18 protein-coding genes are annotated in these 24,562 nt (G+C 48.4%); 12 read left to right on the top strand and 6 right to left on the bottom strand.

Translation table 11 applies throughout. The features are described from left to right. Positions 1 to 386: 386 nt before the first annotated feature. Positions 387 to 1,328: an ATPase gene (locus F7D20_RS01995; protein ID WP_158462625.1), complete on the bottom strand. Its 942-nt coding sequence runs from the start codon at positions 1,326 to 1,328 to the stop codon at positions 387 to 389. Positions 1,329 to 1,485: 157 nt separating this feature from the next. Here F7D20_RS01995 and F7D20_RS02000 point away from each other — a divergent pair, with 157 nt between their 5' ends. The 5 genes from F7D20_RS02000 to F7D20_RS02020 all read left to right on the top strand — a co-directional run bounded on the left by F7D20_RS02000 (position 1,486) and on the right by F7D20_RS02020 (position 7,883). Continuing rightward, entirely contained in the window at positions 1,486 to 3,885 is a 2,400-nt protein-coding gene (locus F7D20_RS02000; RefSeq protein ID WP_158462626.1) for a mechanosensitive ion channel family protein, read from the top strand. Positions 3,886 to 3,967: 82 nt separating this feature from the next. Next, entirely contained in the window at positions 3,968 to 4,720 is a 753-nt protein-coding gene (kdsA, locus tag F7D20_RS02005) for a 3-deoxy-8-phosphooctulonate synthase (protein ID WP_158462627.1), read from the top strand. Positions 4,721 to 4,754: 34 nt separating this feature from the next. Then, positions 4,755 to 5,735: a KpsF/GutQ family sugar-phosphate isomerase gene (locus tag F7D20_RS02010; protein ID WP_158462628.1), complete on the top strand. Its 981-nt coding sequence runs from the start codon at positions 4,755 to 4,757 to the stop codon at positions 5,733 to 5,735. Between the two features lie 31 nt (positions 5,736 to 5,766). Continuing rightward, positions 5,767 to 7,074: a cardiolipin synthase gene (gene cls, locus F7D20_RS02015; RefSeq protein WP_158462629.1), complete on the top strand. Its 1,308-nt coding sequence runs from the start codon at positions 5,767 to 5,769 to the stop codon at positions 7,072 to 7,074. 164 nt (positions 7,075 to 7,238) lie between these two features. Further along, positions 7,239 to 7,883 (top strand): response regulator transcription factor, encoded by a 645-nt coding sequence (locus F7D20_RS02020; protein ID WP_158462630.1) that lies wholly within the window; start codon positions 7,239 to 7,241, stop codon positions 7,881 to 7,883. A gap of 7 nt (positions 7,884 to 7,890) precedes the next feature. Here F7D20_RS02020 and F7D20_RS02025 read toward each other — a convergent pair whose 3' ends face one another. Then, on the bottom strand, positions 7,891 to 8,847 hold the full coding sequence (locus F7D20_RS02025; protein WP_158462631.1) for a LuxR C-terminal-related transcriptional regulator: 957 nt from the start codon (positions 8,845 to 8,847) through the stop codon (positions 7,891 to 7,893). 367 nt (positions 8,848 to 9,214) lie between these two features. On the opposite strand from F7D20_RS02025, the gene F7D20_RS02030 reads away from it, so the two are divergent. The 5 genes from F7D20_RS02030 (at position 9,215) to ccsA (ending at position 18,411) form a co-directional block, all read left to right on the top strand. Beyond that, complete coding sequence (locus F7D20_RS02030) at positions 9,215 to 10,513, top strand: hypothetical protein (RefSeq protein ID WP_158462632.1); 1,299 nt, start codon at positions 9,215 to 9,217, stop codon at positions 10,511 to 10,513. 107 nt (positions 10,514 to 10,620) lie between these two features. After that, complete coding sequence (locus F7D20_RS02035) at positions 10,621 to 11,961, top strand: imelysin family protein (protein WP_158462633.1); 1,341 nt, start codon at positions 10,621 to 10,623, stop codon at positions 11,959 to 11,961. Between the two features lie 115 nt (positions 11,962 to 12,076). After that, the gene (locus F7D20_RS02040) at positions 12,077 to 13,834 is read left to right on the top strand and encodes a di-heme oxidoredictase family protein (RefSeq protein WP_158462634.1); all 1,758 of its coding nucleotides are present in this window, start codon (positions 12,077 to 12,079) and stop codon (positions 13,832 to 13,834) included. A gap of 175 nt (positions 13,835 to 14,009) precedes the next feature. Then, positions 14,010 to 15,704 carry a di-heme oxidoredictase family protein gene (locus tag F7D20_RS02045; protein WP_158462635.1) on the top strand — a complete coding sequence of 565 codons (1,695 nt, stop codon included), beginning with the start codon at positions 14,010 to 14,012 and terminating at the stop codon, positions 15,702 to 15,704. 373 nt (positions 15,705 to 16,077) lie between these two features. Continuing rightward, on the top strand, positions 16,078 to 18,411 hold the full coding sequence (gene ccsA, locus F7D20_RS02050) for a cytochrome c biogenesis protein CcsA (RefSeq protein ID WP_158462636.1): 2,334 nt from the start codon (positions 16,078 to 16,080) through the stop codon (positions 18,409 to 18,411). A gap of 483 nt (positions 18,412 to 18,894) precedes the next feature. Here ccsA and rny read toward each other — a convergent pair whose 3' ends face one another. The 4 genes from rny to F7D20_RS02070 form a co-directional block, all read right to left on the bottom strand. Then, on the bottom strand, positions 18,895 to 20,430 hold the full coding sequence (gene rny / locus F7D20_RS02055; protein WP_022251923.1) for a ribonuclease Y: 1,536 nt from the start codon (positions 20,428 to 20,430) through the stop codon (positions 18,895 to 18,897). A 110-nt stretch (positions 20,431 to 20,540) separates the two neighbouring features. Then, on the bottom strand, positions 20,541 to 20,840 hold the full coding sequence (locus tag F7D20_RS02060; RefSeq protein ID WP_022251924.1) for a cell division protein ZapA: 300 nt from the start codon (positions 20,838 to 20,840) through the stop codon (positions 20,541 to 20,543). A gap of 9 nt (positions 20,841 to 20,849) precedes the next feature. Further along, positions 20,850 to 21,143: a hypothetical protein gene (locus F7D20_RS02065; RefSeq protein ID WP_158462637.1), complete on the bottom strand. Its 294-nt coding sequence runs from the start codon at positions 21,141 to 21,143 to the stop codon at positions 20,850 to 20,852. A 93-nt stretch (positions 21,144 to 21,236) separates the two neighbouring features. Further along, positions 21,237 to 21,887: a hypothetical protein gene (locus F7D20_RS02070; protein ID WP_022251926.1), complete on the bottom strand. Its 651-nt coding sequence runs from the start codon at positions 21,885 to 21,887 to the stop codon at positions 21,237 to 21,239. Positions 21,888 to 22,183: 296 nt separating this feature from the next. On the opposite strand from F7D20_RS02070, the gene F7D20_RS02075 reads away from it, so the two are divergent. Beyond that, positions 22,184 to 23,608: an exopolysaccharide biosynthesis polyprenyl glycosylphosphotransferase gene (locus F7D20_RS02075; protein ID WP_158462638.1), complete on the top strand. Its 1,425-nt coding sequence runs from the start codon at positions 22,184 to 22,186 to the stop codon at positions 23,606 to 23,608. A 57-nt stretch (positions 23,609 to 23,665) separates the two neighbouring features. After that, positions 23,666 to 24,538: a glucose-1-phosphate thymidylyltransferase RfbA gene (gene rfbA, locus F7D20_RS02080; RefSeq protein ID WP_022251928.1), complete on the top strand. Its 873-nt coding sequence runs from the start codon at positions 23,666 to 23,668 to the stop codon at positions 24,536 to 24,538. Positions 24,539 to 24,562: the final 24 nt, after the last annotated feature.

Consider the following 24,562-nt stretch of genomic DNA (forward strand, 5'->3'; position numbering starts at 1 on the left):
ATATACAGAAAAACACAAAAAAAGGGTGCGTCACAGACTTATGACACACCCTCATGCTATTAATATTCTCTTTCTATCAGTTCCAAACACATACGGCTGTTGTGAATTACTTTAGGTTTTATTTAATATAATATAGGTATACTATCGTTTTGAATAGATACGCTACGTTGGTTTTTGTTTCGAAATGGTTTGGTTTTGTTTACTTATTTGTTTGTTTCTGTTTTGTAATTGTTTGTTATTTTTAGGTTATTATTAGCATTACGATGGCAAAATTAGCGTGTTTTTACGAACCTCAGTGTATCATTTGGTTAATTTAATATGTACGAAATGTTATTTTTGCATAGTATATTAACAATAAAAGCCCATATTCTGGGCTTTTATAACATTTAATGTAGATGATAACTCACCAACCCTTTCATGGGCGCCTTCAGTATCTGAGAGACAGTAAGGTGATGATGTTGTTCGAAGACTTGTCGAAGCGGTTGCTCGAAGTAATGGGCTATGCTTCCCACAAAAGCTACCCGAAGCGACATTGAATCTTGAGAGGAATCAGAAGAAGAAAGATAAGGTGTGATGTTGCGCTGATAGAATTGTTCGAAGGCTTCGACCACCATTTGATGTAAAGCCTCGGCATGAAGACGCAATGTTTCTGTGTGCTGGCTCAAAACTTCTGAATACTGGCAACTGTTGTCTGTGGCGGCTGCCTCTTCTACCCTTTTCATCTGCATAGATATGAAAGGAGCGATAGAAGCCAAGTAACGGTTGGCGAGAGGCTGACGATACACCTTATTTATAATAGCGGGATAGTCGAGTCCCGACCAGGAGAGATATTCCTGCTTCAGACTCTCGGGCAGGGCACCCTTGAAGATGCCATTGAGAAACATCTTACCCAAGACAGCCCCACTACCCTCATCGCCAAGAATGTAACCCAGCGGAGGAGTGTTGAGAAGAATATGTTCGCCATCATACAGACAGCTGTTGGCGCCTGTACCTAAGATACAGGCTATGCCTGAACGTCGTCCCAACAAGGCTCGGGCAGCACCCAACAAATCGCTCTCGGCATGAACCTCTGCTTGTGGAAATTGTTGGAACAATAGATGCTCCATGCGCGGCTTCATAGATTCGGTAACACCGCTACCATAAAAGAACACACGTGCCGGTACTTCGGGTAAAGTGAGTTCCTCGGCAAGAATTTTCCAGATGTCATCATCGGAGAGATGGAAAGGATTGATGCCCTGTGTCTTGCCGGTGAACAGAATTTGCCCAGCATCATCCACAAGTGCCCAATCTGTCTTGGTGCTTCCGCTATCAGCTATGAGTATTGTCATATAATGTGTTTAAATGTTAAGTGTTAAATAGTATCTGCAAAAGTAATAAATTTAACGGGAAAAACAACATATCGTATTGAAAATCGTAAAAAAGGAATTATCTTTTTGCTTCTTTCTTCATTTTTGCTTAACTTTGCAGACGAATAAAGAAGACTATATGAAGAAATTATCGATAATCATCCTGATGTGGGTGGCATTCCTGCTGCCCAGCCATGCCGTGCTCAAAGAGGCAAACCTCGACACGACGCTCTTCATGCTCCGTACTGAGCTGACGAGTTATCATCTCGACTTCGAGAAGCAGAACGAGTATGCCAAGCAGCAACAGCAGGCTATCATCAAGGAACTGATGACCATCATGGCACAAGCCGACCAGAACTCCATCATGCTCTACTCGCAGCGTAACGGTTACATCTTCGACCTGACATACGCCTGCCACGAAGCTACTGAGCAGTTTGACAAGTTCAAGTCGAAGGCAGCACCATTCAGGGGACTTATCAACAAGAACAACATAGAGGTGGCGCGATTTGACTCGCTCATCAACTATCTGTACAACATGAACACGATGTTCATGAGCAAGGAGGCACAACTCAACCGCAACGTAGACCTTACCCTGGCAGTGAACATCCGCCGACAATTAATAGAGCGACAGCAACAGTTGCAGGACTATATAAGAGCCTACGACATAACCGAGAGAAAACTGAAGTCGCTCAACGACTATGCCAACCAACGATATGCCGAGATACAGAACAGCATCTTCAACAATGGTGGCGACAACTATCTCACTATCCTGCGGCATGTAAGCAACCATTACAAGGAAGCCAAGACATCGGTGGCAGAGAAATACAGACCTGCTCCGGGCATGATGTCGCAATGGGACGTGAGAATCATCTTCATCCTCTTCAGTATCATCATTTTCTATGGCATTATCTCTATTGCCCTCAACCTCTTTACCATCCGCATCGTGGTGACACAGCTGGTGAAGCGAGGCCGTTTTGAGAGCATCAAGGACAACTTCATGGCCAAGCGCCCCTGCATCATTATGGCGATGACGGTAGTGACCTTTGCCATCCTCTTGGGCATCATACGTGTTACAGCTCACCAGAACTTTGTCATCATGGCATGCGGACTGCTCGTAGAGTTTGCATGGCTCATAGGCGTGATTCTGATTTCACTCTTGCTCCGCGTGGGCAACGACCAGATAAAGAGCGCCTTCCGCATCTATTCTCCACTGATGCTGGTGGGGTTCCTCGTCATCACATTCCGTATCATCCTGATTCCCAACAGCCTGGTCAACTTCATCTTTCCCCCTATCCTGCTCGTCTGTTCGCTGTGGCAGGCAAACGTCATCAAGCGCCACAGCAAGCTGGTGCCGAGAGAAGACAAGATGTATGCCTACATCTCACTCTGCGTCTTTGCAGCAAGTACCTTCTGTTCGTGGGTAGGCTTCACCCTGCTGTCGGTGCAGATTATCATCTGGTGGATGATGCAGCTCACCTGTATTCTGAGCATCACCTGTCTGAAAGACTGGATGGGAGTCTATGCTGAGCGCAAGAACCTGAAGCAGAAGCCTATCACCGACAAATGGATTTTCAGGTTTATCAACAAGGTGCTGATTCCTGCCGGAGGCGTGTTGTCGTTTATCGTGGCCATCTATTGGGCTGCCGACGTATTCAACATGAGCGACACCACATGGATGATTTTCAACAAGGAGTACATCAGAACCAGCAACTTCACGGCCTCGCTCTACAGCATCAGCCTTGTGGCTTGCCTGTTCTTCCTGTTCAACTATATCAACATCACCACCAACGACCTGATGCGCCATCACTTCGAGAAGCAAGACCCTGCTTCGGCAGCCAGTAAGATAGTGATGTTTAAGAACGTACTGCAGGTTATCATCTGGGGCATTTGGCTGATGATAGCCCTCAACGTCTTCCAGGTGGGCAAGTCTTGGCTCTTGGCTATCTTTGCCGGTTTGTCAACGGGTCTTGGTTTCGCCTCCAAGGATATTCTGGAAAACATCTACTATGGTGTCTCACTGATGATGGGACGCGTGAAGGTGGGCGACTATATCATCTGCGACGGCACGCGGGGACGAGTAAGCAGCATCAGTTATACATCGACCATGCTCGAAGCTACCGACGGTTCAGTGATAGCCTTCCAGAACGCACAGCTCTTCTCGAAGAACTACAAGAACATGACCCGCAATCATGGTTATGAGCTCGACATCTTAGAGGTTGGTGTGGCCTATGGCACTAATGTGAAGCATGTGAAGCAGATTCTCATCGATGCCTTGAACCAGCTCGACTGCATCTACCACGAGAAAGGCGTCAAGGTCGTGCTGAAAAGTTTCGACGACAGTTGCATCACACTCAAGATACTGGTATGGGTGAATGTGCTCACACAGTATGTGGACGACGGCAAGATTATGGAATGCATCTACGATACACTCAACGAACACAACATCGAGATTCCATTCCCTCAGCGCGAGATTACTATCAAAACCGCATCAGCCGAAGAAACCAATGCTGCAGAATCGGCACTGAATGCGAAAGCATAAGCACTGAGCATTAAGCATTTCGCACTCAACATTGGATATCGAGCATTGAGTATTTAACACTTAACATAAAAAAAACAACTATATGGCAACATTCATTGCAGGTCCCTGCGTCATCGAATCAATGGAACTGTTGGACACAGTAGCCCAGCAACTCGTACGCATCAACCAGAAATTAGGTACAGACATTATATTCAAGGCTTCATTCGACAAAGCCAACCGTACAAGCATCCGCTCCTTCCGTGGTCCTGGACTGGAGAAAGGACTGCAGATGCTTGCAGACATCAAGTCGAAATATGGTCTTCGCATTACGACCGATATTCACGAGAGTTATCAGGCAGAGGCGGCAGGACAGGTGTGCGACATTCTGCAAATACCAGCCTTCCTATGCCGACAGACCGACCTCCTGGTGGCTGCTGCCCATACAGGCAAGACGGTAAATATCAAGAAAGCACAGTTCCTCAGTGGCAGAGATATGAAATATCCTGTTGAGAAAGCCTTGGAGAGCGGTGCCAAGGAAGTATGGCTCACAGAACGAGGCAACAGTTTCGGCTACAACAACCTGGTAGTTGACTTCCGCAACATTCCCGACATGAAAGAGATTGTGCCCACTGTCATCATGGACTGCACACACAGCGTACAGCGCCCCAGTGCTGGAGACGGAAAGACAGTTGGCGACCGCAAGTTCGTTCCCGCCATGGCTATGGCAGCCAAGGCTTTCGGAGCCACAGGCTATTTCTTCGAGGTTCATCCCGACCCTGACAACGGCAAAAGCGATGCTGCCAACATGTTGGAACTCGACAAACTTGAAGCATTAATCACTGACTTACTGGCTTAGCAGCTATATCTTTTCAGTTTAAGAATTATAAATCATGACAGAAAAAAACAACCATATAGAGGACAAAACAGTCCGTCACTATGGCGAAGAGGCTCTGCGCGAAGAGGCCGAAGCCATATTAGACCAGATAGCATTGCTGGACGACAACTTCGAGAAGGCTGTCGACCTGATGTATCACTGCGAGGGAAAAATCATCGTGACCGGTGTAGGAAAAAGCGGACACGTAGGAGCCAAGATCGCTGCCACACTGGCATCGACAGGAACTCCAGCCTTCTACATCAACCCACTCGACGTTTATCACGGCGACTTGGGTGTGATGACGGATAAGGACGTGGTTCTGGCGCTGAGCAACAGCGGACAGACCGACGAGTTGCTGCGATTCATCCCCATGGTGCTCCACATGAACGTACCTATCATCTCGATGACAGGCAATCCCCACTCGCTGTTGGCAAAATACTCCAACTACCACATCACGGTGAAGGTGAAAAAGGAAGCCTGCCCGCTCAACCTCGCTCCTACAAGCAGCACCACAGCCGCACTTGCCATGGGCGACGCCTTAGCCATTGCGCTGATGCAGGTACGCCACTTCAAACCACGCGACTTTGCACAGTTCCACCCTGGTGGAGAGTTGGGCAAGCGCCTGCTCACCACAGCCGAGGACGTGATGAAGAAGGAAGACCTGCCTATCATTCCTAAAGACATGCACTTGGGCGAGGCCATCATTCATGTGAGCAAGGGAAAATTGGGACTGGGCGTATCGGTAGACAAGGAAAACCGTGTCATCGGACTTATCACTGATGGCGACATACGTCGTGCCATGGAGAAATGGCAGGCAGAGTTCTTCAACAAGACTGTGAGCGACATTATGACGACGTCTCCCAAACACGTGGCGCCAACCACCAAGATTACAGAGATACAGCACATCATGCACCAATACAAGGTACACACCGTATTGGTGATGGACGACGAGAAACATCTTCTGGGCATCGTTGACCACTATGCCTGCATGGTGTAAAAAAGAGAGGAAACAACATCAATAATTCAGAATGAGACTCAGATACCTATTATTAACTGCAAGCATCATGCTGTTTTCTTCGCTGTGCAGCGCACAAGACAGCCTACAGCTTGCCAACCATCACACGAAAGAGAGTAGTGACTCAGTCATTGTCAACCAGTTGAGAGAAAAAGGCATTCGATTCTCACACAACAACTCCGTCACACTCCTGATGAACGGTCAGGAGAAGTTCGACGATCTGTTCCAGGCCATTCGCCAGGCAAAGAAAAGTGTGCACTTAGAGTATTTCAACTTCCGCAACGACAGCATCGCTGGCTTGCTCTTCGACCTGCTTGCTGAGAAAGCAAAGCAGGGAGTCAAGGTTAGAGCCCTCTATGATGGTTTCGGTAACTCATCCAACAACAAACCTTTACGCAAACGACACATCAAGGAGATTCGTGCCAACGGCATAGAGATTTATGAATACAAACCAGTGAAGTTTCCCTGGGTTCACGCCATCTTCAACCGCGACCACCGCAAGATTGTTGTCATCGACGGACAAATAGCCTATACAGGCGGTATGAACGTGGCCGACTATTACATCAAGGGAACAGAGGTTGTGGGTTCCTGGAACGACATGCACTGCCGTATCGACGGTGACGAGGTAAACACGCTACAGGCCATCTTCCTGAAAATGTGGAACAAGGTGAGTGGACAGCATATACATGGCGCAGAATACTTCCGTGCCAAACGTCAGGATTATCTGGTAGACGGACTCAAGCCCGACACCACAGCCACAGCTTATCACAAGATGGTGGGCATCATCAACCGCGAGCCACACATTTCGAAGGACATCATACGTTACTTCTATGTCAACGCCATCAACGATGCACAGGACAGCATCAAGCTCATCAGTCCCTACTTCACCCTGAGTCACAAACTGAAGAAGGCACTCAAGAATGCAGCCAAGCGAGGCGTGAAAGTGGAAATCATGCTCTCCACCAAGAGCGACATTCCCCTGACGCCCGACTGTGGATTCTATAATGCACACAAGCTGATGAAAGCAGGATGCCACATCTGGATGTACACACCAGGATTCCATCACACCAAGATTATCATGGTGGACGGTAAATTCTGCACGGTGGGAAGCGCCAACCTCAATGCCCGAAGCCTGCGCTGGGACTACGAGGAGAATGCTGTCATCATTGACCCACAGACCACCAAGCAGCTCACCGACCTCTTCGACAAGGACAAGGCTGACAGTTTCCTGCTCACCGAGAAGAAGTGGCGCGAGTGGCGAACTGGCTGGCAGAGATTCAGAGGGTGGTTTGCCGCCAAAGTACTGACACCGTTCTTATAAACAAGAGATTTTCAGGAGTTTAAGGGAGTTAAGGAGTTAAGACATATGCTTTATGGCTAAAAAGCAGAAGACTACAAAGCATTTGTTTTGAACATTGAACATTAAGCTTTAACTTCCCAAACATCTCCACAAGTCCTCGAAAGTTTAAATAAAAACAAAAAAACATGAACAAAGAAGCAATGAGAGCCCCGCATAAGGGCGACAGGATGCAAGGAAGGATGCCCGAAATGGCTATCATCGAGAGCAACACACTCGCCATGATGGGACTCAAGCAATTATTGGAAACCGTTATGCCGATGATGAATATTTGCACCTTCGGCAGCTTTGCTGAGTTTGAGTCCAACAATCCTGACCGCTTCATCCATTACTTTGTGTCCATGCACATAGTGCTGGCACACCGTAACTTCTTCGTGCAGGGACAGCGAGTACACCACACCATCGTGCTCACGCCCAGCAACGACCCCAACTCACAGCTCAACGATTTCCATTGTCTCTGCGTGAGTGTGCCCGAAGAAACACTTGTAAAACATCTGCTTGCCCTTCAGAAGATAGGTCATCCTCATGGCGAACACCTCCCAGCCATGCCCGTAACCGTCAAGGAGAAAGTTCTCTCCGACCGCGAGACCGAGGTGTTGGCACTCGTGGCACAAGGCAAAATAAACAAAGAAATAGCCGATACTTTGTGTATCGGCCTCTCTACCGTAATCACGCACCGCAAGAACATTCAGGAGAAATTAGGACTGAAGTCAGTCTCCTCACTTACTATCTATGCCGTGATGCATGGCTATGTGGATATCAATAAGATATGATGCCTGCTTACAATTTTACACTCGAAATATCCACCAGATTGTTGACGATGGCATAGATGGTAAGTCCGGCAGGTGAATGAATCTGCAGCTTACGGGCTATGTTGCGACGATGAGTAATCACCGTGTTGATGGAGATAAACAGATGGTCGGCAATCTCCTTGTTGGTCATGCCCTGTACCAAAGCCACAATGACGTCTTTCTCGCGGTCACTCAACTGCTCATCGCTCTGCGGTGTCTGGTTGATCATATTGGATATTTTAACACTCACATCACTTTGTTTCAGCTTTCGTTCCTCGTTGCGCACGGCAGGAATGAAGATTTCCTCCTCTACCTCTGAATGCTGGTTGAGCCATTCCTCATTATTATATATGTCGTAAAGCGTGGCGCTAAGCTGATTGTTGTGCAATCCGTCAGAAGGCAAATACTTGATAATGATGTTCTTCAACTCTTTCAACTTCAAGTCTATCTGCCCATGATGCTTAGAGAACGTCTCGATGTCGAAGTTGGCTGGGGCTATACCGTCGATAAGCGACTGCACGTAAGGGAAGACGGCTTTTTCCTCATACTTCATATGATTGGTGATGCTGTGCGCATACTCATCGTATAGTTTGAGAATAAGTCGGGCCAGATTGTCGTTCTCGTCGAGCGCCTCCACCAACTCTTTGCGGATGAAAGGCAACTGAAAATCAATGTAGTAAGCATGCGATGCCTTGAGATAATGCAGCAATGTAGGCAACGACAGGCGCGAGGCATTGTCGTACTCCTTATAGCCGTTGATGGTGAAGTTCACCACCGCCAAAAAAGTATAAGTATCCACCGCCTGTTCCTCGCAAACCTCTCTCACCGTTTTGTCGCCAAAGCCCAGATTGATACCGAAACTACCCAAGCTCTGAAGGATGTTGTAATTATCGCGAATAATGCTGATCATCTTGTCATCAGCTTCATACATCTTTTGATTTTTCATCGTTGTTGTATACTTTTAAGACCTAAATCATGCACGTTTAAGAGCGGACATTCATCATGTTTTTGTTTCCGCTGCAAAATTACAAAAAACATCTGAAACTCGCAATACCTAAAAATGGGGATGCCGCAATTTACCAACTTTTAAGTATTGCAAGATTTTTTAAAACGCCGTACCTTTGCACACGAAATCGAGAAAGAGCGCGGTGATGATTGCCACTCCCGAGCGGCAGAGCTGCGTAATTCCTTATCAAGCTTCAGGGCTTTAAGGAGATACTAGGCCTCTAAAGTGTCGAGACCGCAAGCAGACATCCGCGCTCTTTTCTTTTATTTTAGGATAATAAACAGAAAACATTTCTAAACAGATAAAAATGAACATTTTAAAAATTGGATTGATGTCCGCTGCGTTGGTTGCAGGTTTGGCAAGCGCCGACGCACAAGTAGTTGCTGCCGACAGCGTGATGCAGCATGTCAACGGAAAGCGCCTCAGCATAGGCGGCTATGGCGAAGTGGCTTTCAGCCGTAACTTCTACAGCGACAGCGGAAACCGATACAGTTCAGCCTCGCTCCATAAGAACGACCCCAGCCATGGACGATTCGACATTCCTCATGCAGTCATCTATTTAGGCTACGACTTTGGCAAAGGCTGGACATTCGGCACCGAGATCGAGTTTGAGCACGGAGGTACAGGTTCTGCCATCGAATATGAGGCAGAGGAGGCTATCGAGTTTGAACAGGAACAGGAGAAAGGCGGTGAGGTAGAGTTGGAACAGTTCTGGATTCAGAAATCATTTGGCAAGTTCCTCAACATCCGTGCCGGACACATCGTAGTGCCTGTAGGCCTGACCAATGCTTATCACGAACCCCTCAACTTCTTCACCGTATACCGTCCTGAGGGCGAGAACACCATTCTGCCTTGCACTTGGCATCAGACGGGAGTTTCGGTGTGGGGACGTCATGGCGACTTCCGCTACGAAGCCCAGTTCCTTGCTGGACTCGATGCCTATCAGTTCAGTTCGCTCAACTGGATCAAGCCTGGCACCACGAAGCCTTTCGAGTTTGAGACAGCCAACAAGTATGGCTTTTCTGCCCGTGTCGACAACTACACCATCCCTGGGCTGCGCATCGGTTTGAGTGGCTATTTCGGACAATCCATGCACAACAGTGTGCCCCACGATATGGAGAAAGGCAACAACAAGAAGCTGAAGGGCAACATCTTCCTCGGAGCACTCGACTTCACCTACAAGGCCCACAATTGGATGGCACGAGGCAATGTAGACTATGGCTACGTGAGCGATGCCGCTGCCATCAGCAAGCTGGTAAAGCCTGGCGTGCAGTATGTGAAGCCTTACGAGACCAACCAGGCTTTCGGAAGCCATGCCATCGCCACCATGTTTGAGGTGGGCTACGATGTATTCTCACAGATAGAGAAGTTGCGTGCCGATAACCAGAAACTGTATGTCTTCGGTCACTACGAGTATTACGACTCTTATCTCAACAACACCACCAAGCAGTACACCAAGCGACAGATCTTCGCCGGCGGTATCAACTACTACCCCATCAAGCAAATCTGCGTGAAAGCAGAGTACAACCTGCGCAAGTTCAGAAGCCAGTACAACGACGAGCCTGCCCTCAACATCGGCGTCGCCTACCAGGGTTTCTTCCTGTAATCGCAGAATGAGGATTTCGATCTAAAAAAACATACACAACTTTCGCAAATGGGGAAGTTAAAGAAGTTAGAGAAGTATACATTCATTAATAATAATAAGATAAACAAATGAAAAAAATTCAGAAATTGGCCTTGTCATTCATGATGGGTGGCTTGGCACTCTGCTTTGCATCATGCGGCAGCGATGACGACACAACTTTCGACCTGCCTGACGTAGGTCAGGCTACAACTACCATCAACTCGTCTGATCTCGCGATGCAGAAAACCACCAAGGCTTACGTCGAGAATGTGGTTTACCCCACTTACCAGGCTTTGGCAAAGAACTCACGCGAACTTTACACCACCTGCACAACGCTCTACAAGGCAGCAGAGGCTGGCACCATGACACAGAGCCAGATCGACGCAGCCTGCGAGGCTTTCAAGAACGCACGCCGTGAGTGGGAGCGCAGCGAGGCTTTCCTCTATGGCTCAGCTTCCGACAACAATATCGACCCACACATTGACTCTTGGCCTCTCGACCACGATGAGTTGGTTTCTGCCTTGACCAATGCCAGCCTCATTGCCGGCTTCAAGAGCGAAACTCCAGAGAAGTTCGTTTCCGACAAGAACGAGCAGTTCCAGTCTGTATTGGGCTTCCATGGTATGGAGTTCGTCCTCTTCCGTGAGGGTCAGAACCGCACAGTTGATGCTTTCAAGGCCAATGAGACCGAAGAAGGCATGACCTCAGTAAAGGGCATGGACGAATTGGCATTCCTCGCTGCTGTGGCTGGCGATGTGAAGAACATGACAGCCATGCTGGAGTTCACATGGATGGGTGATGCTGCCAGCAACGACACCAAGCAGGTGCTCCAGGACAACAGCTACGTATTCTCAAGCATGCGCTATAATGGCTTCGCAGCCAAAGGCACCATGTGCTACGGTCAGTATCTGCTCACCCCTGCACAGACCACAGGCTATCAGTCTTGGCCAGGCACCATCAACCAGATCTTCGTAGGCGGTTGCTCCAACATCTGCAACGAGGTACAGGAGCAAAAGCTCGGTCAGGCATGGCGTGTATACAACAACCAGGGCGGAACAACCGAAGACGGTGAGGCTGAGTCAAAAGACTACATCGAGTCGCCATACAGCCATCGTTCTTTCGTAGACTACAAGGACAACCTCTACTCTATCAAGAACACACTCTATGGCACACGCGACGTCAACGCCACCTCTCCAGCAGCCAACTCTATCATGTCGCTTCTCACAAGCCTCAACTATCCTGACTTGAGCAAACTGCAGAATGCCCTGACCGCAGCCCTGAAATCACTCGACGACGCAACAGCTGCACAGGGTTACTTCCTGGCTAACCCAGGTTCTACAGCTGTAAAGAATGCCATCGACAAGATCAAGGATCTCGACGAAGAGCTGAATGCAGCCGGCACATGGATTGGACGCCAGAGTGCACAGTAATTCCAGAACCCACAGAAATCACAAGATTTTTGTCAATAACATATACGTAGCCTTGAGTCATTGTGCGCAAGGCTACGTTGTGCGCAAAATAAACTTTATCCCAAAAAGGAACATTATGAAAAAGAAACATTATTTGGTATGGTCATTTGCTGCGGCATTGACCATGATGTCAATGAACAGCTGCTCCGATGAGAACAGCAACCCACAAGAGCCCGACAACCCTATGGAGTCGGATGCCAACTATGTAGGCAAGGCACAGGATGGTTTTACCGCCGAGGAATGGTATCCTGGTGGCGAGCTGGGAACCACCGAGAATGTCAACTCCGGCTGTTATGAGGACGAGGCTCCTGCCGTCAACGAGCAGGGACTGCACGACAACTTCAAGACGGGCGAGATGTTCTTCGAGCGCCAGTACACCATCGACAATGGTGCCTTCAAGGGCGTAGGTCCTGCCTATCTGCGCAAGTCGTGCCTCGACTGCCACCCAAGCTACGGACACGGCATGCGACAGGACAGCTATGCCATCGCCTATGGCAACGGTAACGGCTACCTGATGGCCATCTACAAACCCGACGCACCAGGAAGCAACGACGGAGACTATATCGGCGAGGTGACAGGTATGCCCCAGACAGGCGCTGCCGACCCCTTCAAGGCTCCTATCGAGGCTGACAAAATCAAGATTCATTGGGAGCACGTAAGCACCATGGAAAGTGGACTGGCCATGAAGTTCCCTGCCGACGGCGAGCCCTTCGACCTCATCTATCCTGAGGTGACCATTCCTTCAGATGCCTTCCATACCAACCCTGTTCCATCCAACATTGCCGTGCGCTTAGAGTCTACCATCGGTGTGATTGGCACAGGTCTGCTTGACGCTATTCCACAGGAGGAAATCGAGAAGCAGTATGCCTCTGAGGCAGCTTACTTCAAGAGTGCCGGTATGAACGTATCAGAGTATCTCAACCCTAAGTTCTGGGATGCTGCTGGCGAGCAGATGGCAGCCGGTGCCTACTACACTACCTGGGGCTCTGACGGCCAGCTTGCCGATGGCGGCGAATGCAAGACGGGTGTATACAAGGCCATCAAGCGATACACCTATGCCCTGACACGTGCCTCTCTGCAGGACGGTCCTGGCGCGAACGCCATTTGGAACATCACCAATGTGAGCCGTCCAGACCGCCCCAAGCTCTACTCTACAGAAGCATGGGCAAAGGCTATGTCGGAAGACCCAGAGGTGATTGCCAAAATCAAGGCAAACCCACAGTCACCCTACTATGCCGACGGTACTGATGCGGGCATCAAGGAGGCTGTCTACAACCTGCTGTTGCCTTCCACTAACCAGTTCGACAACCAATGGCACAAGTTCCAGCCCGAGATGACAGCCAACAACTTCTACGACTTCATGGTATGGCACAGAGGTCTGGCCATTCCGCGTGCACGCAACCTGAACGACAAGGACGTACAGCGCGGCAAGAAGCTCTTCATGGAGTGGGGTTGCGCCAGCTGCCACCGCCCATCATGGAAGACAGGCGATGACAACTACTGGACTCCTAACATGATAGCCGGCAAACCATTGCCACGATACAAGAACCAGACCATCTATCCATACACTGACATGTTGCAGCACAAGCTGTACATGAAGAACGACATTCATGGTTCTTGGTGCCGCACCACTCCATTGTGGGGCCGCGGACTGTCACGTATGTGTACCGGAGCTGAAGACCGTCTGCACGACTGCCGTGCCCGCAACGAGGTAGAGGCCATCATGTGGCACTGCTACAGCAAGAACAGCCACTCCTACCACGCAGCCCTCAACTTCTACAAAGCTTCGAAGGCCGACCGCGACGCAGTGGTTAAGTTCCTCCAGTCTATCTAATATTCTGCAAGCTGCATTTCATAAAACAATTTCTTGAAAAACTATTCCGCAAGAAATATATGAATCAACAAGATAAAGGACAAAGTGAATCGCAAATATTCGCTCTGCCCCTTTTTCATGTTGAACAATCCTTCTACTAAGGATAAAAAATCAACAAATAAAAATAGAAACATTTATGAATCAATTTTTGAAGACAAGTGTGTTTTTGATGAGTTCCGCCTTACTACTAGGCTCATGCTCTGATGAAAACACGCCAAACGAAGAAGAAAAAAAAGAACCTATTGAGTCTGATGCCAAATACATCGGACAAGCGGTAGGCAACTTCAAAGCAGAAGAATGGCTTCCTGGTGGTGAACTGGGAACTACGGAAAACGTTTCCTCCAATTGCTACGAGGATGAAACACCAGCAGTAACCAATCAAGGCTTTACAGCACGTTTCAACCAAGGCGATTTGATGGCTAGTACACCATATACGCTGAGCAACGAGCCTTATAAGGGATGGGGACCTTGTGCCTCACGCCGTGCTTGTGAATACTGCCACGCAGGCGGTTATGCTCATGGCCATAGCCGCAACGACTTCAAACCTGTGATGGGCAATGGCTACATTGTATCTGTCTATCATCCAGACGCACCAGGCAGCAACAATGGCGAACCTATCGACCAGCTCACCACATTTACCATGACGATGGCAGACTCCCCATTCTTGCCACAATTGAATCCAGACAAGGTAACCATCACTTGGAAAGACGTAACCTCTATGCCAAGTGGACTCGCCATGAGATTTCCTGACGGAGAGGCATTCTCATTGCATTATCCTGAGGTGTCTATTCCACAGGATGCCTTCAATGCAGATCCTCAACCTACCAATTATGCCGTGCGCCTCATCGCATCTTGCAACTTCCAAGGTTTGGGTTTGATCGATGCCCTCTCCAATGAGGACATTGAGGCTCAATACAAGACTGAGAGTGAGCACGTAGAGTTGAACCCTGAGTTTTGGGACAACAATGCCAAGAAGTTGAAGGACGAAGCCTATGCAGAGGATGCTTTTGGAAAGAAATTCGTGAAGCGTTTCAACTATGACCTCTTGGAGGGATGCCTCCAGAACGACGTAGCTCTTTGGGATGAGTTGAACATCTTACGCTCAGACATCAAGCATATCTGCTCTACACCAGCTTGGGCAAAAGCCATGTCAGAGAACAAAGATGTCATAGACAAGGTGATGGCTGAAGGCAAAAACCCTTCCTCACGCTTGCATCCATACTATTATGACGGTACAAGAGAAGGTATCAAGGAGGCTTTGGCTTACTTGCTCTCACCAGATGACAACGTCAACCTCTACGACAACAAGTACTACAAATTCAAGCCTGAGATGACAGACGATCAATATCACTCTTTCATCGTTTGGCATAGAGGTATCGCCGTACCACGTGCTCGCAACTTGAACAATCCTAGTGTACAGCGTGGTAAGGAACTATTCATGAGCATGGGTTGCACCAATTGTCACAAGCAGTCTTGGACCACTGGTCCAGACAACTATGGTCGCTCAAAGATTATCGAAGGCAAGGACCTTCCACATTACCCTGGACAGAAGATTTATCCATATTCAGACTTTATCCAGCACAAGTTGGATATGATCAACGACATTCATGGTTCATGGTGCCGTACCACTCCACTTTGGGGACGCGGTCTCTCACTGATTAACAGTGGTGCCGAGGATCGCTTGCACGATGCTCGTGCTCGCAACGAGGTAGAGGCTATCATGTGGCACTGCTACAGCAAGAACAGCCAGGCATACAACACTGCAGTGAAATTCTACAACTTGCCCAAGGCAGACCGTGACGCCGTAGTGATGTTCTTGCGCTCCATCTAATATTTGTGAGTTCATTGGTATATTAGATCGCAAAACATTATCAATAAAGAAGTTGCCAAGTTTCATCGTGGACTTGGCAGCTTTTTATATCATATCGTGTAAATACTTGTCTAAAAAGCATTGTCTTCTCAAAAGGAAATCGTAACTTTGCAGCAGAAATACGAAAATCAACAAAATAGGAGGTATTATTATGGCAAGACCAATCAGAGAAACGCCGATACTATAAGGCAAAGCGAAAATGAAATTAAAACGCATTAAAATCAATGAAGACATTAAGCCATTCGATTGCGGTGATGCCGACTATAATGGCTTTCTTCCTATAACAAACATACGCGATTAATGTTTTTCGACATGAACGAATTGTATTAACAAAATGGTCAAAAAGATTATTTTCACCCTTTACATTCTTGTTCTCATTAGCATGGCTGTCGCCAGCATCGTGGAGAAGAGCCAGGGTACAGACTATGTCCATGCCCACTACTATGGCGCATGGTGGTTTATATTGATGTGGGCAGTAATGGCAGCCCTCGGTGTATTCTATATCATCAAGCGAAAGGTGAAGCGTGCCTCTACGCTTGCACTCCACCTCTCCTTTGTCATTATCCTCGCAGGCGCACTGCTCACGCATATCTCCGCCAAAAGAGGAATGATTCATCTACGTATAGGGCAACCGACCGATACCTATATGGCTGCTTCCGATTCGCAAGATGGCATGGGGATGCAAGAGGAGAAACTACCTTTCTCGCTCTGCCTGCAAAACTTCGAGACGAAGATGCACGATGGTACACAAGCGGTCGCTGACTACTCTTCCAAGTTTACTGTGACCGACGGCAACGATAAGAGCGAAGGACAGGTGTCGATGAATAATATCTACTCTCATCGCTCCTACCGCTTCTACCAGTCTTCCTATGATGAGGACGGCAAGGGAAGCGTACTCGCCATCAACGCCGACCCATACGGCATCCCTGTCACCTATACAGGCTATGCCATCCTCTTCATCTCACTGATTTGGATGCTCATCGACCCTAAGGCAAGCTATCGCAAACTATTGGCAAGTCAGCTGCTGAAGAAGGGGGCTTTGATGATTGCCCTGTTCTTCGGAATGGGAGGAATGGGATTCAACCATACTTCCTACAACCAAATGATGGCAGCAGGTTGTGGTAGTTCTGCCATGGAAGAAATCTCAGAAGGCTCTACGCTGGAGAATCTACAAAGCGTAGTCTTGCCAAAGGCTACCGCAGAGAAGTTTGGCGAGTTGAATATCCTCTATAACGACCGCATCTGTCCTGTTCAAACCTACGCACTCGACTTCTGCAAGAAGATATATGGTGCTAGAAGCTACAAGGGACTGACAGCCGAACAAGTTTTGACCGGTTGGATATTCTACGGAGACGAATGGGCAAGCGAACCCTTCATCAAGGTGAAGAGTGGAGAGTTGAAGACAGCGATGAACTTGCCGGATTATTGCTCCATCAACCAGTTCTTCAACAAGGAGATGGGCGGTTACATCATCGGCCAATATGTGCAGGAATATTACAATGGGGCACAAGACAAGTTCCATCAGCAAGCTGCCGACATCGATGGAAAGATACAACTCATAATGGACTTGCGCCGTGGCGTATCGCTCAAGGTATTGCCTTATACCTTCCCTAAGAATGTACGTGCCACCAAGGAGAATCCATTCATCAAGGCTGGTACCACCACTTGGTTCTCGCCTTCCGACCGATTACCTAAGGCAGTGGAACATCAGCATGCGCTCTATATCACCAACGTCTTCTCGTTGCTCTATGGCGACGTAAAGGCTGGAAACACGGAGCGAGTAAACATCTTCTTCGACAAAATGAAGAAGTATCAGCAGGTGAGCGGCGGCAACTCGATTCCCTCCAGTGTGCAATATCGTGCAGAACGGATACTCAATGGCTTCCCCTTTGCCACCATCCTCTTTATGGTAAATCTCACGTTAGGTTTCATCGCCCTCCTCTACACCATCTATCGCATCACAAGACAGCGCAGCCTGAAGGCTTTCGACATAGCTCTGCCCGCACTGTTGGGCGTTTCCTTTCTTGCCCTCACCTTCGGTTTGGCGCTGAGGTGGATAGTCAGCGGCAACGTACCCATGTCCAACGGCTATGAAAGCATGCTCACCGTTGCATGGTTTGTGATGCTCATCAGCTTTGTGATGCAATATCGCATCCGCCTCGTAATGGTCTTCGGCTTCCTGCTGTCAGGCTTCTTCCTATTGGTAAGCCACATCAACCAGATGGACCCTGCCATAGGACAGATGATGCCCGTGCTCAACAGTCCCCTTCTCAGCATCCACGTCAGCATCATCATGATGAGCTACGCCCTGCTGTCGCTCACTTTCCTCTGCGGCGTCATGGGCATCTTCCTCCGCTCGCACGGAGAGGAGCTTCAGGCGCTGAGCCGTGTGTTCCTCTATCCAGCCCTTGCCACCATGGGGTTCGGCATCTTCATCGGTGCAATCTGGGCAAACGTGAGCTGGGGCAACTACTGGAGTTGGGATTCCAAGGAAACCTGGGCGCTCATCACCTTTATGATTTACGCCGTAGTGGCTCATACACAGAGCCTGCCCCTGTTCCGCAAGCCCCTCGCCTACCACGTCTACATGACCCTTGCCTTCCTGAGCATCGTCATGACATATTTCGGAGTAAACTACTTCCTCACAGGCATGCACTCGTATGCCTAAGAGGAAGTTTTTCACCATATTACCACATAATCGTATGCCTAAAATGCGATAATGACTAATGACTAATGACTGAACTTAATCAGTAAAATCTTCAGAGAGACAAATATGCTTCCATTAGTTCACTAATAGAGTCATGTGGAGAGATGAAACTATATTCACCTATGGTTGCTGTTTGCTGCATAAACCTTGGTGTAAGTCTTATCTCTGTTCCTTTACAAGTGCTCCAAGAGCCCTGCAGAAGGCATCTATTATGACCAAGAGAGGTCATAATAGATGAGCAGCTTTGGTCATCTATTAAGACCCACATGACGAACACTATCGAGGGAAAAACGTAAGTCACATTAGTCATTTTAGTTTTTCCGAATTATAGTCATTAGTCATTAGTCATTTTCGAATTTTGACTTCGCCCATGTCGTAAGAAAAAAGGGAGCCGTCTCATCAGACAGCTCCCTCGATATAAATCAAGTGTTATTCTACTTTCGATTACTTGGCGTATGCTACGCTGCGGGTCTCGCGGATGACGGTGATCTTCACCTGACCAGGATAGGTCATTTCGTTCTGAATCTTAGTGGCGATCTCGTCAGAGAGTTTGGTGCTCTCCTCATCGTTCATCTTGTCGGCTCCCACGATAACGCGAAGCTCACGTCCTGCCTGGATGGCATAGGTCTTGGTAACACCAGGATAACTCATGGCTATTGCCTCAAGGTCGTTGAGACGCTTGATGTATGCCTCAACAATCTCGCGACGGGCACCAGGACGAGCACCAGAGATAGCATCGCAAACCTGAACGATTGGAGCAAGAAGAGTGTTCATCTCCATCTCGTCATGGTGTGCACCGATGGCATTGCAGATATCTGGCTTCTCCTTGAACTTCTCGGCAATCTTGGCACCATAGAGTGCGTGAGGCAACTCACTCTCCTCATCAGGCACCTTACCAATATCGTGCAAAAGACCGGCACGCTTTGCCTTCTTAGGATTCAAGCCCAACTCAGATGCCATGACAGCACAGAGGTTGGCTGTCTCGCGTGCGTGCTGCAAGAGGTTCTGACCATATGATGAACGGTACTTCATCTTACCAATGATACGAATCAGCTCAGGATGCAAGCCGTGGATACCGAGGTCGATAGCGGTGCGCTTACCGGTTTCGATAATCTCATTCTCGAGCTGCTTCTTCACCTTGGCTACAACTTCCTCAATACGGGCTGGATGAATACGTCCGTCGGCTACCAACTGGTGGAGGGCCAGACGACATACCTCGCGACGCACGGGGTCGAAGGCAGAGATGACGATGGCCTCGGGAGTGTCGTCTACAACAATCTCGACACCAGTGGCTGCTTCCAAAGCACGAATGTTGCGACCCTCACGACCGATGATGCGGCCCTTCACCTCGTCGTTGTCGATATGAAAGACACTGACAGAATTCTCTATAGCCGTCTCTGTGGCCACGCGCTGGATGGTCTGGATAACGATCTTCTTGGCCTGCTGGTTGGCATTGAGCTTGGCATCGTCCATGATCTCGTTGACGTAGCTGGCAGCATCGAGTCTTGCCTGATCTTTCAAGCTCTCGATGAGGCGCTGCTTAGCTTCCTCAGCGCTCAGACCAGAGAGTTCCTCAAGCTTCTCCTGCTCCTGACGCTGCATCTTCTCCAACTCCTGCTGCTTCAGGGCAAGGAGTTTCTTCTCGTTCTCCACGCGCTGGTTGTTCTGCTCTACCTCCTGCTTGCGGCGGCCGAGCTCTTCCTGGCGCTGGTTGAGCGAAATCTCACGCTGCTTGAGCTTGTTCTCGCTCTGCTGAATGCGTGAGTTGCGCTGCTGCACCTCTTTCTCCAGCTCTGCTTTCTTGTTGAGGAACTTCTCCTTTACTTCGAGCAGTTTCTTTTCCTTCACTACTTCCGCCTCCTTGTTGGCGGCGGCGATCATTTCGTTATATTTCCCGGTAATGACATAACGGAAAATAAAAAACCCTAAGGCTCCTCCCAATACGAGGGCTACAAGGGTTGCTATGATTGTTACTACCATTATTTTATTATATATAAATGATTTATTAATATTCTCGCCTGTGCAACAGCTACTGCCCGGCATCCTTAAGACAACGGAACAAACAAACGGACGGAGAAAAAACACTCTTACTACTTCAGGGTGTCCTCAATCTCGGCAGTAAGGCGGGTGAGAATATCGTGATAAGGTGCAGTATCGTTACGACCCGACTCCTTCTCATATCTCAAGGCGATATCGAGGAGCGACATGTAAAGAATCTCCTTGTCGCTCTTGCGTCCCTTGAAAATCTTGGAATACGAGTTGACAATATCGTTAATCAGTTTGCCTGACTTACGATAGTACTCCTCGTCCTCTCGCGGTATCTTGACCGAGAGGTCGGTGTCATAGATATGTAATCTTATGAGTAATTTCTCTTGTTCCTGATCTGCCATCGCTCCGACTTATTGATTGCTCAGTAGCGTTATACACTTGTTGACATCACGGATGAGCTTGGCGACGCGCTTCAGCGTAGCTTCCATGTCGGCATCCGAAATTGTCATCATCTTAGCCATTTTCAGGCTGTTGTAATCGTGCTCTGCCTGGGACAACTTCTCCTGCAGCGCCTTGATCTGGGCGTCGCGCTCATCCACCATCTCGTAGAGCTCGGCATTCTCCTGCTTGAGCTTTCCAAACTCAAGAATCAACTGCCTAACACGTGTGGCAAACGTATTGATTGTCTTTTCATCAGCACTCATTACTCTCTATTTTGGGTACAAATATAGCGGAAATATTTCAAAATTGCAAATATTCCGTCAACTATTTGTGAATTTTATACAAATTAAGTGAAATTACTTGCCCAGCTTTCCCTTTGCCTTCTCTATTTCCTCATCGGATGGACGTGGCTCCTTCTTGGCAAGCATCAGCACCTGGAAGGCGAAATCAGTGACCCACTGCTGGCTGAAGCACAGCTGCTTGTCGAGCTGACGAAGCTGCATGACGGTCTTCACCACACTGGCGTCGTTGAAGTCATTCTTGTTGAAGATATCGTCGACGGTTTTCTGAGTCATGGTGTAGAGCGCCTTCTTCATGAAACCTGGCAGACGGAGCTTGAACTTCATCAGGTTGCCCAGGAGCATCATGAGGTCCTGTGTGAATGTTTGGAACTGGATGAGATACACATTGACATCCTGCAACTTGTGGCACTTCTTACGGATGCTCTGATCGATCTCCTTAAAGAAATTGTCATCAGTATCATAGACACTCTTCATCATCTTCTTGACATGCGCCTTCTCGCCCAGGCCCAACTTGTTGTTCTGAGTAGGAACGCGGAATGTAGTCTTGAAGGCACGAAGGTCGGGCAACATTGCCAAATTGGTGATGCCCAACTGTGAAGCAAGGGCTGCCTGGAAATACACTCTGACAAGCGTCATGTAGTCTTCCATGCCGCCTACTTTTTTATCCTCGGTCTTGCGGCCGAATAGTTTTGAAAATACTCCCATTATTCGTTATTTATGATTCATACAAATTAAAATTACTTGCAAAAGTACAATAAAATTACAATATATCAAAATTGACGGGGTGTTTTTTGACGTAAATCATTTTTTTACTACATTTCTGGTCTTTTTTTATACCTTATTAAATAAAAATAATTATCTTTGCAGAAAATACGCTGCATCTCAGCAAAACATTCAAGCAAGCTTGATGTTGTGCATTCGATTTGCAGTATCTTTGCACAGCAGAAACGGGAACAGACTATCCCTCAAGTAAGAGGTGAGAATAACTTAATCATAAAGAAATGGAAAGAAACAAAGGTAATATACTGGTCAAAAGAATTGTCATTGTAGTAGACTTTGCCATCCTCAACCTGGTGTTGCTGGCATATATTCTGCTCACACCAGACATTTCGCCAGCAGCATTCGACCTGTCCACGAAAATGACTTTTTTCGCAGCCAATGCATCGATGTTCATCGCCGAGAGCATGTACTCCACCATTATCCACATCAGAAGGGTGAGTTTCATGCAGGCGTGCAAGCGCACCTTCTGCTTGAGCGGACTGGCTTCCATCCTGTTCTTTCTTTCCATCAGACTCCTGATCAACTATGGCGGACTGTTCTACTTCAGTTTGCTGTTTTTTGGCTCGTTCTACGTCATCCTTGTCATTTCAAGGGCACTGGAACTGGAGGTCTTGAAATATTTCCGCACCAAAGGCTACAACAGCCGCACTGCCATCTTCGTGGGCAACGACCCTGCTGTGCTCGACATGTACAACACTCTGGTGGAAGACCCTTCGGCAGGTTATCGAGTGAACGGATACTTTGCTGATGCCGACATTGTCGGAGCGCCCAAGGAGTTTGTACGGTTGGGAAACTTGACAGAACTGAACGAGATCGTGGACAGCTCGATCAACAACACGATTCACGGAGCACCTGCCAATATGCACGAGATGTTCTGCTGTCTGTCGCACAACCAGTCAAAGGAGGTAATCAGGCTGATGCAGTACTGCGACAAGAACGTGATTCACTTCTACTATCTGCCACGCCAATTTGAGGGCTACAAGCTGCACCTCGATGCGCTGCAGTTTATGGGAAAGAGTCTGTACACCAACCATATCGAGCCGCTGTCGAACACCACCAACCGTGTCATCAAGCGCTCGTTCGACCTGGTGGTGAGCGGCATAGCCTGCCTGTGCATGCTGCCATTCATCCCCATCATCGCGCTCATCATCAAGCTACAGAGCCCCGGCCCCATCTTCTTCCGTCAGGACAGAACGGGCATCAACGGCAAGACCTTCAAGTGCATTAAATTCCGCTCGATGCACATTAACAAGGATGCCGACCTGGCACAGGCTACGGAGCACGACCCACGCAAGTTTGCCTTTGGCAACTTCATGAGGAAGACCAACATCGACGAGTTTCCGCAGTTCTTCAATGTGCTGCGAGGCGACATGAGTATCGTGGGTCCACGACCACACATGCTGCACCACACCGAGATATACGGCACCATCATCAACAAGTACATGGTGCGCCACTTCGCCAAACCAGGCATCACAGGATGGGCACAGGTGACAGGCTATCGTGGCGAGACCAAGGAACTTTGGCAGATGGAGGAACGCGTGCGACGCGACATCTGGTACTTGGAGAACTGGTCGTTCTGGCTCGACATACGCATCATCTTCCTCACAGCCAAGAGCATCATCATGCCCGACAAGAAGGCGTATTGACAGAAGTTTCAAAACTTGAAAAATTAACACAATAAGAAACAACATAAACCAAAGAATATGAAAGGTATCGTTTTAGCAGGTGGGTCGGGCACACGCCTCTACCCCATCACGAAAGGCATCAGCAAGCAGTTGATACCTATCTTCGACAAGCCCATGATCTATTATCCCATTTCGGTACTCATGCTGGCTGGCATCAGGGAAATACTCATCATATCCACTCCCTACGACTTGCCGGGATTCAAGCGCCTCTTGGGTGACGGAAGCGAGTTGGGGGTGAAGTTCGAATATGCCGAGCAACCATCACCCGACGGACTGGCACAGGCTTTCATCATCGGCGAGAAGTTTATCGGCGATGACAATGTGTGCCTGGTATTGGGCGACAACATCTTCTATGGCGCAGGTTTCTCAGCCCTGCTGAAAGAGAGTGTGAAGGCTACCGAAGAAGGAAAGGCGAGCGTCTTCGGATACTATGTGAACGATCCAGAGAGATACGGCGTGGCAGAATTTGACAAGGACGGCAACTGCCTCAGCATCGAGGAAAAGCCTGAGCATCCAAAGAGCAACTATGCAGTGGTGGGACTCTACTTCTACCCCAACGACGTGGTAGAGGTGGCTAAGAACATCAAGCCAAGCGCACGTGGTGAGTTGGAGATAACCTCCGTCAATCAGCATTATCTGGGCAAGAACGTGCTGAAGGTACGCACCCTGCAGAGAGGTTTTGCATGGCTCGACACTGGAACACACGACAGTCTGTCGGAAGCCAGCACCTTCATCGAGGTGATTGAGAAACGACAGGGACTTAAAGTGGCTTGTCTGGAGGAAATAGCCTTCAAACAGGGATGGATCAACGCCAAGCAGCTGGAAGAACTCGCCAAACCAATGATGAAGAACAACTACGGTAAGTATTTGCTCGAACTGGCCAAGAGATAAAATGCCTATATATAAATATGTATA

It is taken from the genome of Segatella copri (assembly GCF_009495355.1).
Classification (GTDB): Bacteria; Bacteroidota; Bacteroidia; order Bacteroidales; family Bacteroidaceae; genus Prevotella.

Bases quoted from the DNA above. Each gene is read 5' to 3' on its own strand.
- F7D20_RS01995 (WP_158462625.1), bottom strand. From the start codon at position 1,328: ATGACAATACTCATAGCTGATAGCGGAAGCACCAAGACAGATTGGGCA.
- F7D20_RS02000 (WP_158462626.1), top strand. From the start codon at position 1,486: ATGAAGAAATTATCGATAATCATCCTGATGTGGGTGGCATTCCTGCTG.
- kdsA (WP_158462627.1), top strand. From the start codon at position 3,968: ATGGCAACATTCATTGCAGGTCCCTGCGTCATCGAATCAATGGAACTG.
- F7D20_RS02010 (WP_158462628.1), top strand. From the start codon at position 4,755: ATGACAGAAAAAAACAACCATATAGAGGACAAAACAGTCCGTCACTAT.
- cls (WP_158462629.1), top strand. From the start codon at position 5,767: ATGAGACTCAGATACCTATTATTAACTGCAAGCATCATGCTGTTTTCT.
- F7D20_RS02020 (WP_158462630.1), top strand. From the start codon at position 7,239: ATGAACAAAGAAGCAATGAGAGCCCCGCATAAGGGCGACAGGATGCAA.
- F7D20_RS02025 (WP_158462631.1), bottom strand. From the start codon at position 8,847: ATGAAAAATCAAAAGATGTATGAAGCTGATGACAAGATGATCAGCATT.
- F7D20_RS02030 (WP_158462632.1), top strand. From the start codon at position 9,215: ATGAACATTTTAAAAATTGGATTGATGTCCGCTGCGTTGGTTGCAGGT.
- F7D20_RS02035 (WP_158462633.1), top strand. From the start codon at position 10,621: ATGAAAAAAATTCAGAAATTGGCCTTGTCATTCATGATGGGTGGCTTG.
- F7D20_RS02040 (WP_158462634.1), top strand. From the start codon at position 12,077: ATGAAAAAGAAACATTATTTGGTATGGTCATTTGCTGCGGCATTGACC.
- F7D20_RS02045 (WP_158462635.1), top strand. From the start codon at position 14,010: ATGAATCAATTTTTGAAGACAAGTGTGTTTTTGATGAGTTCCGCCTTA.
- ccsA (WP_158462636.1), top strand. From the start codon at position 16,078: ATGGTCAAAAAGATTATTTTCACCCTTTACATTCTTGTTCTCATTAGC.
- rny (WP_022251923.1), bottom strand. From the start codon at position 20,430: ATGGTAGTAACAATCATAGCAACCCTTGTAGCCCTCGTATTGGGAGGA.
- F7D20_RS02060 (WP_022251924.1), bottom strand. From the start codon at position 20,840: ATGGCAGATCAGGAACAAGAGAAATTACTCATAAGATTACATATCTAT.
- F7D20_RS02065 (WP_158462637.1), bottom strand. From the start codon at position 21,143: ATGAGTGCTGATGAAAAGACAATCAATACGTTTGCCACACGTGTTAGG.
- F7D20_RS02070 (WP_022251926.1), bottom strand. From the start codon at position 21,887: ATGGGAGTATTTTCAAAACTATTCGGCCGCAAGACCGAGGATAAAAAA.
- F7D20_RS02075 (WP_158462638.1), top strand. From the start codon at position 22,184: ATGGAAAGAAACAAAGGTAATATACTGGTCAAAAGAATTGTCATTGTA.
- rfbA (WP_022251928.1), top strand. From the start codon at position 23,666: ATGAAAGGTATCGTTTTAGCAGGTGGGTCGGGCACACGCCTCTACCCC.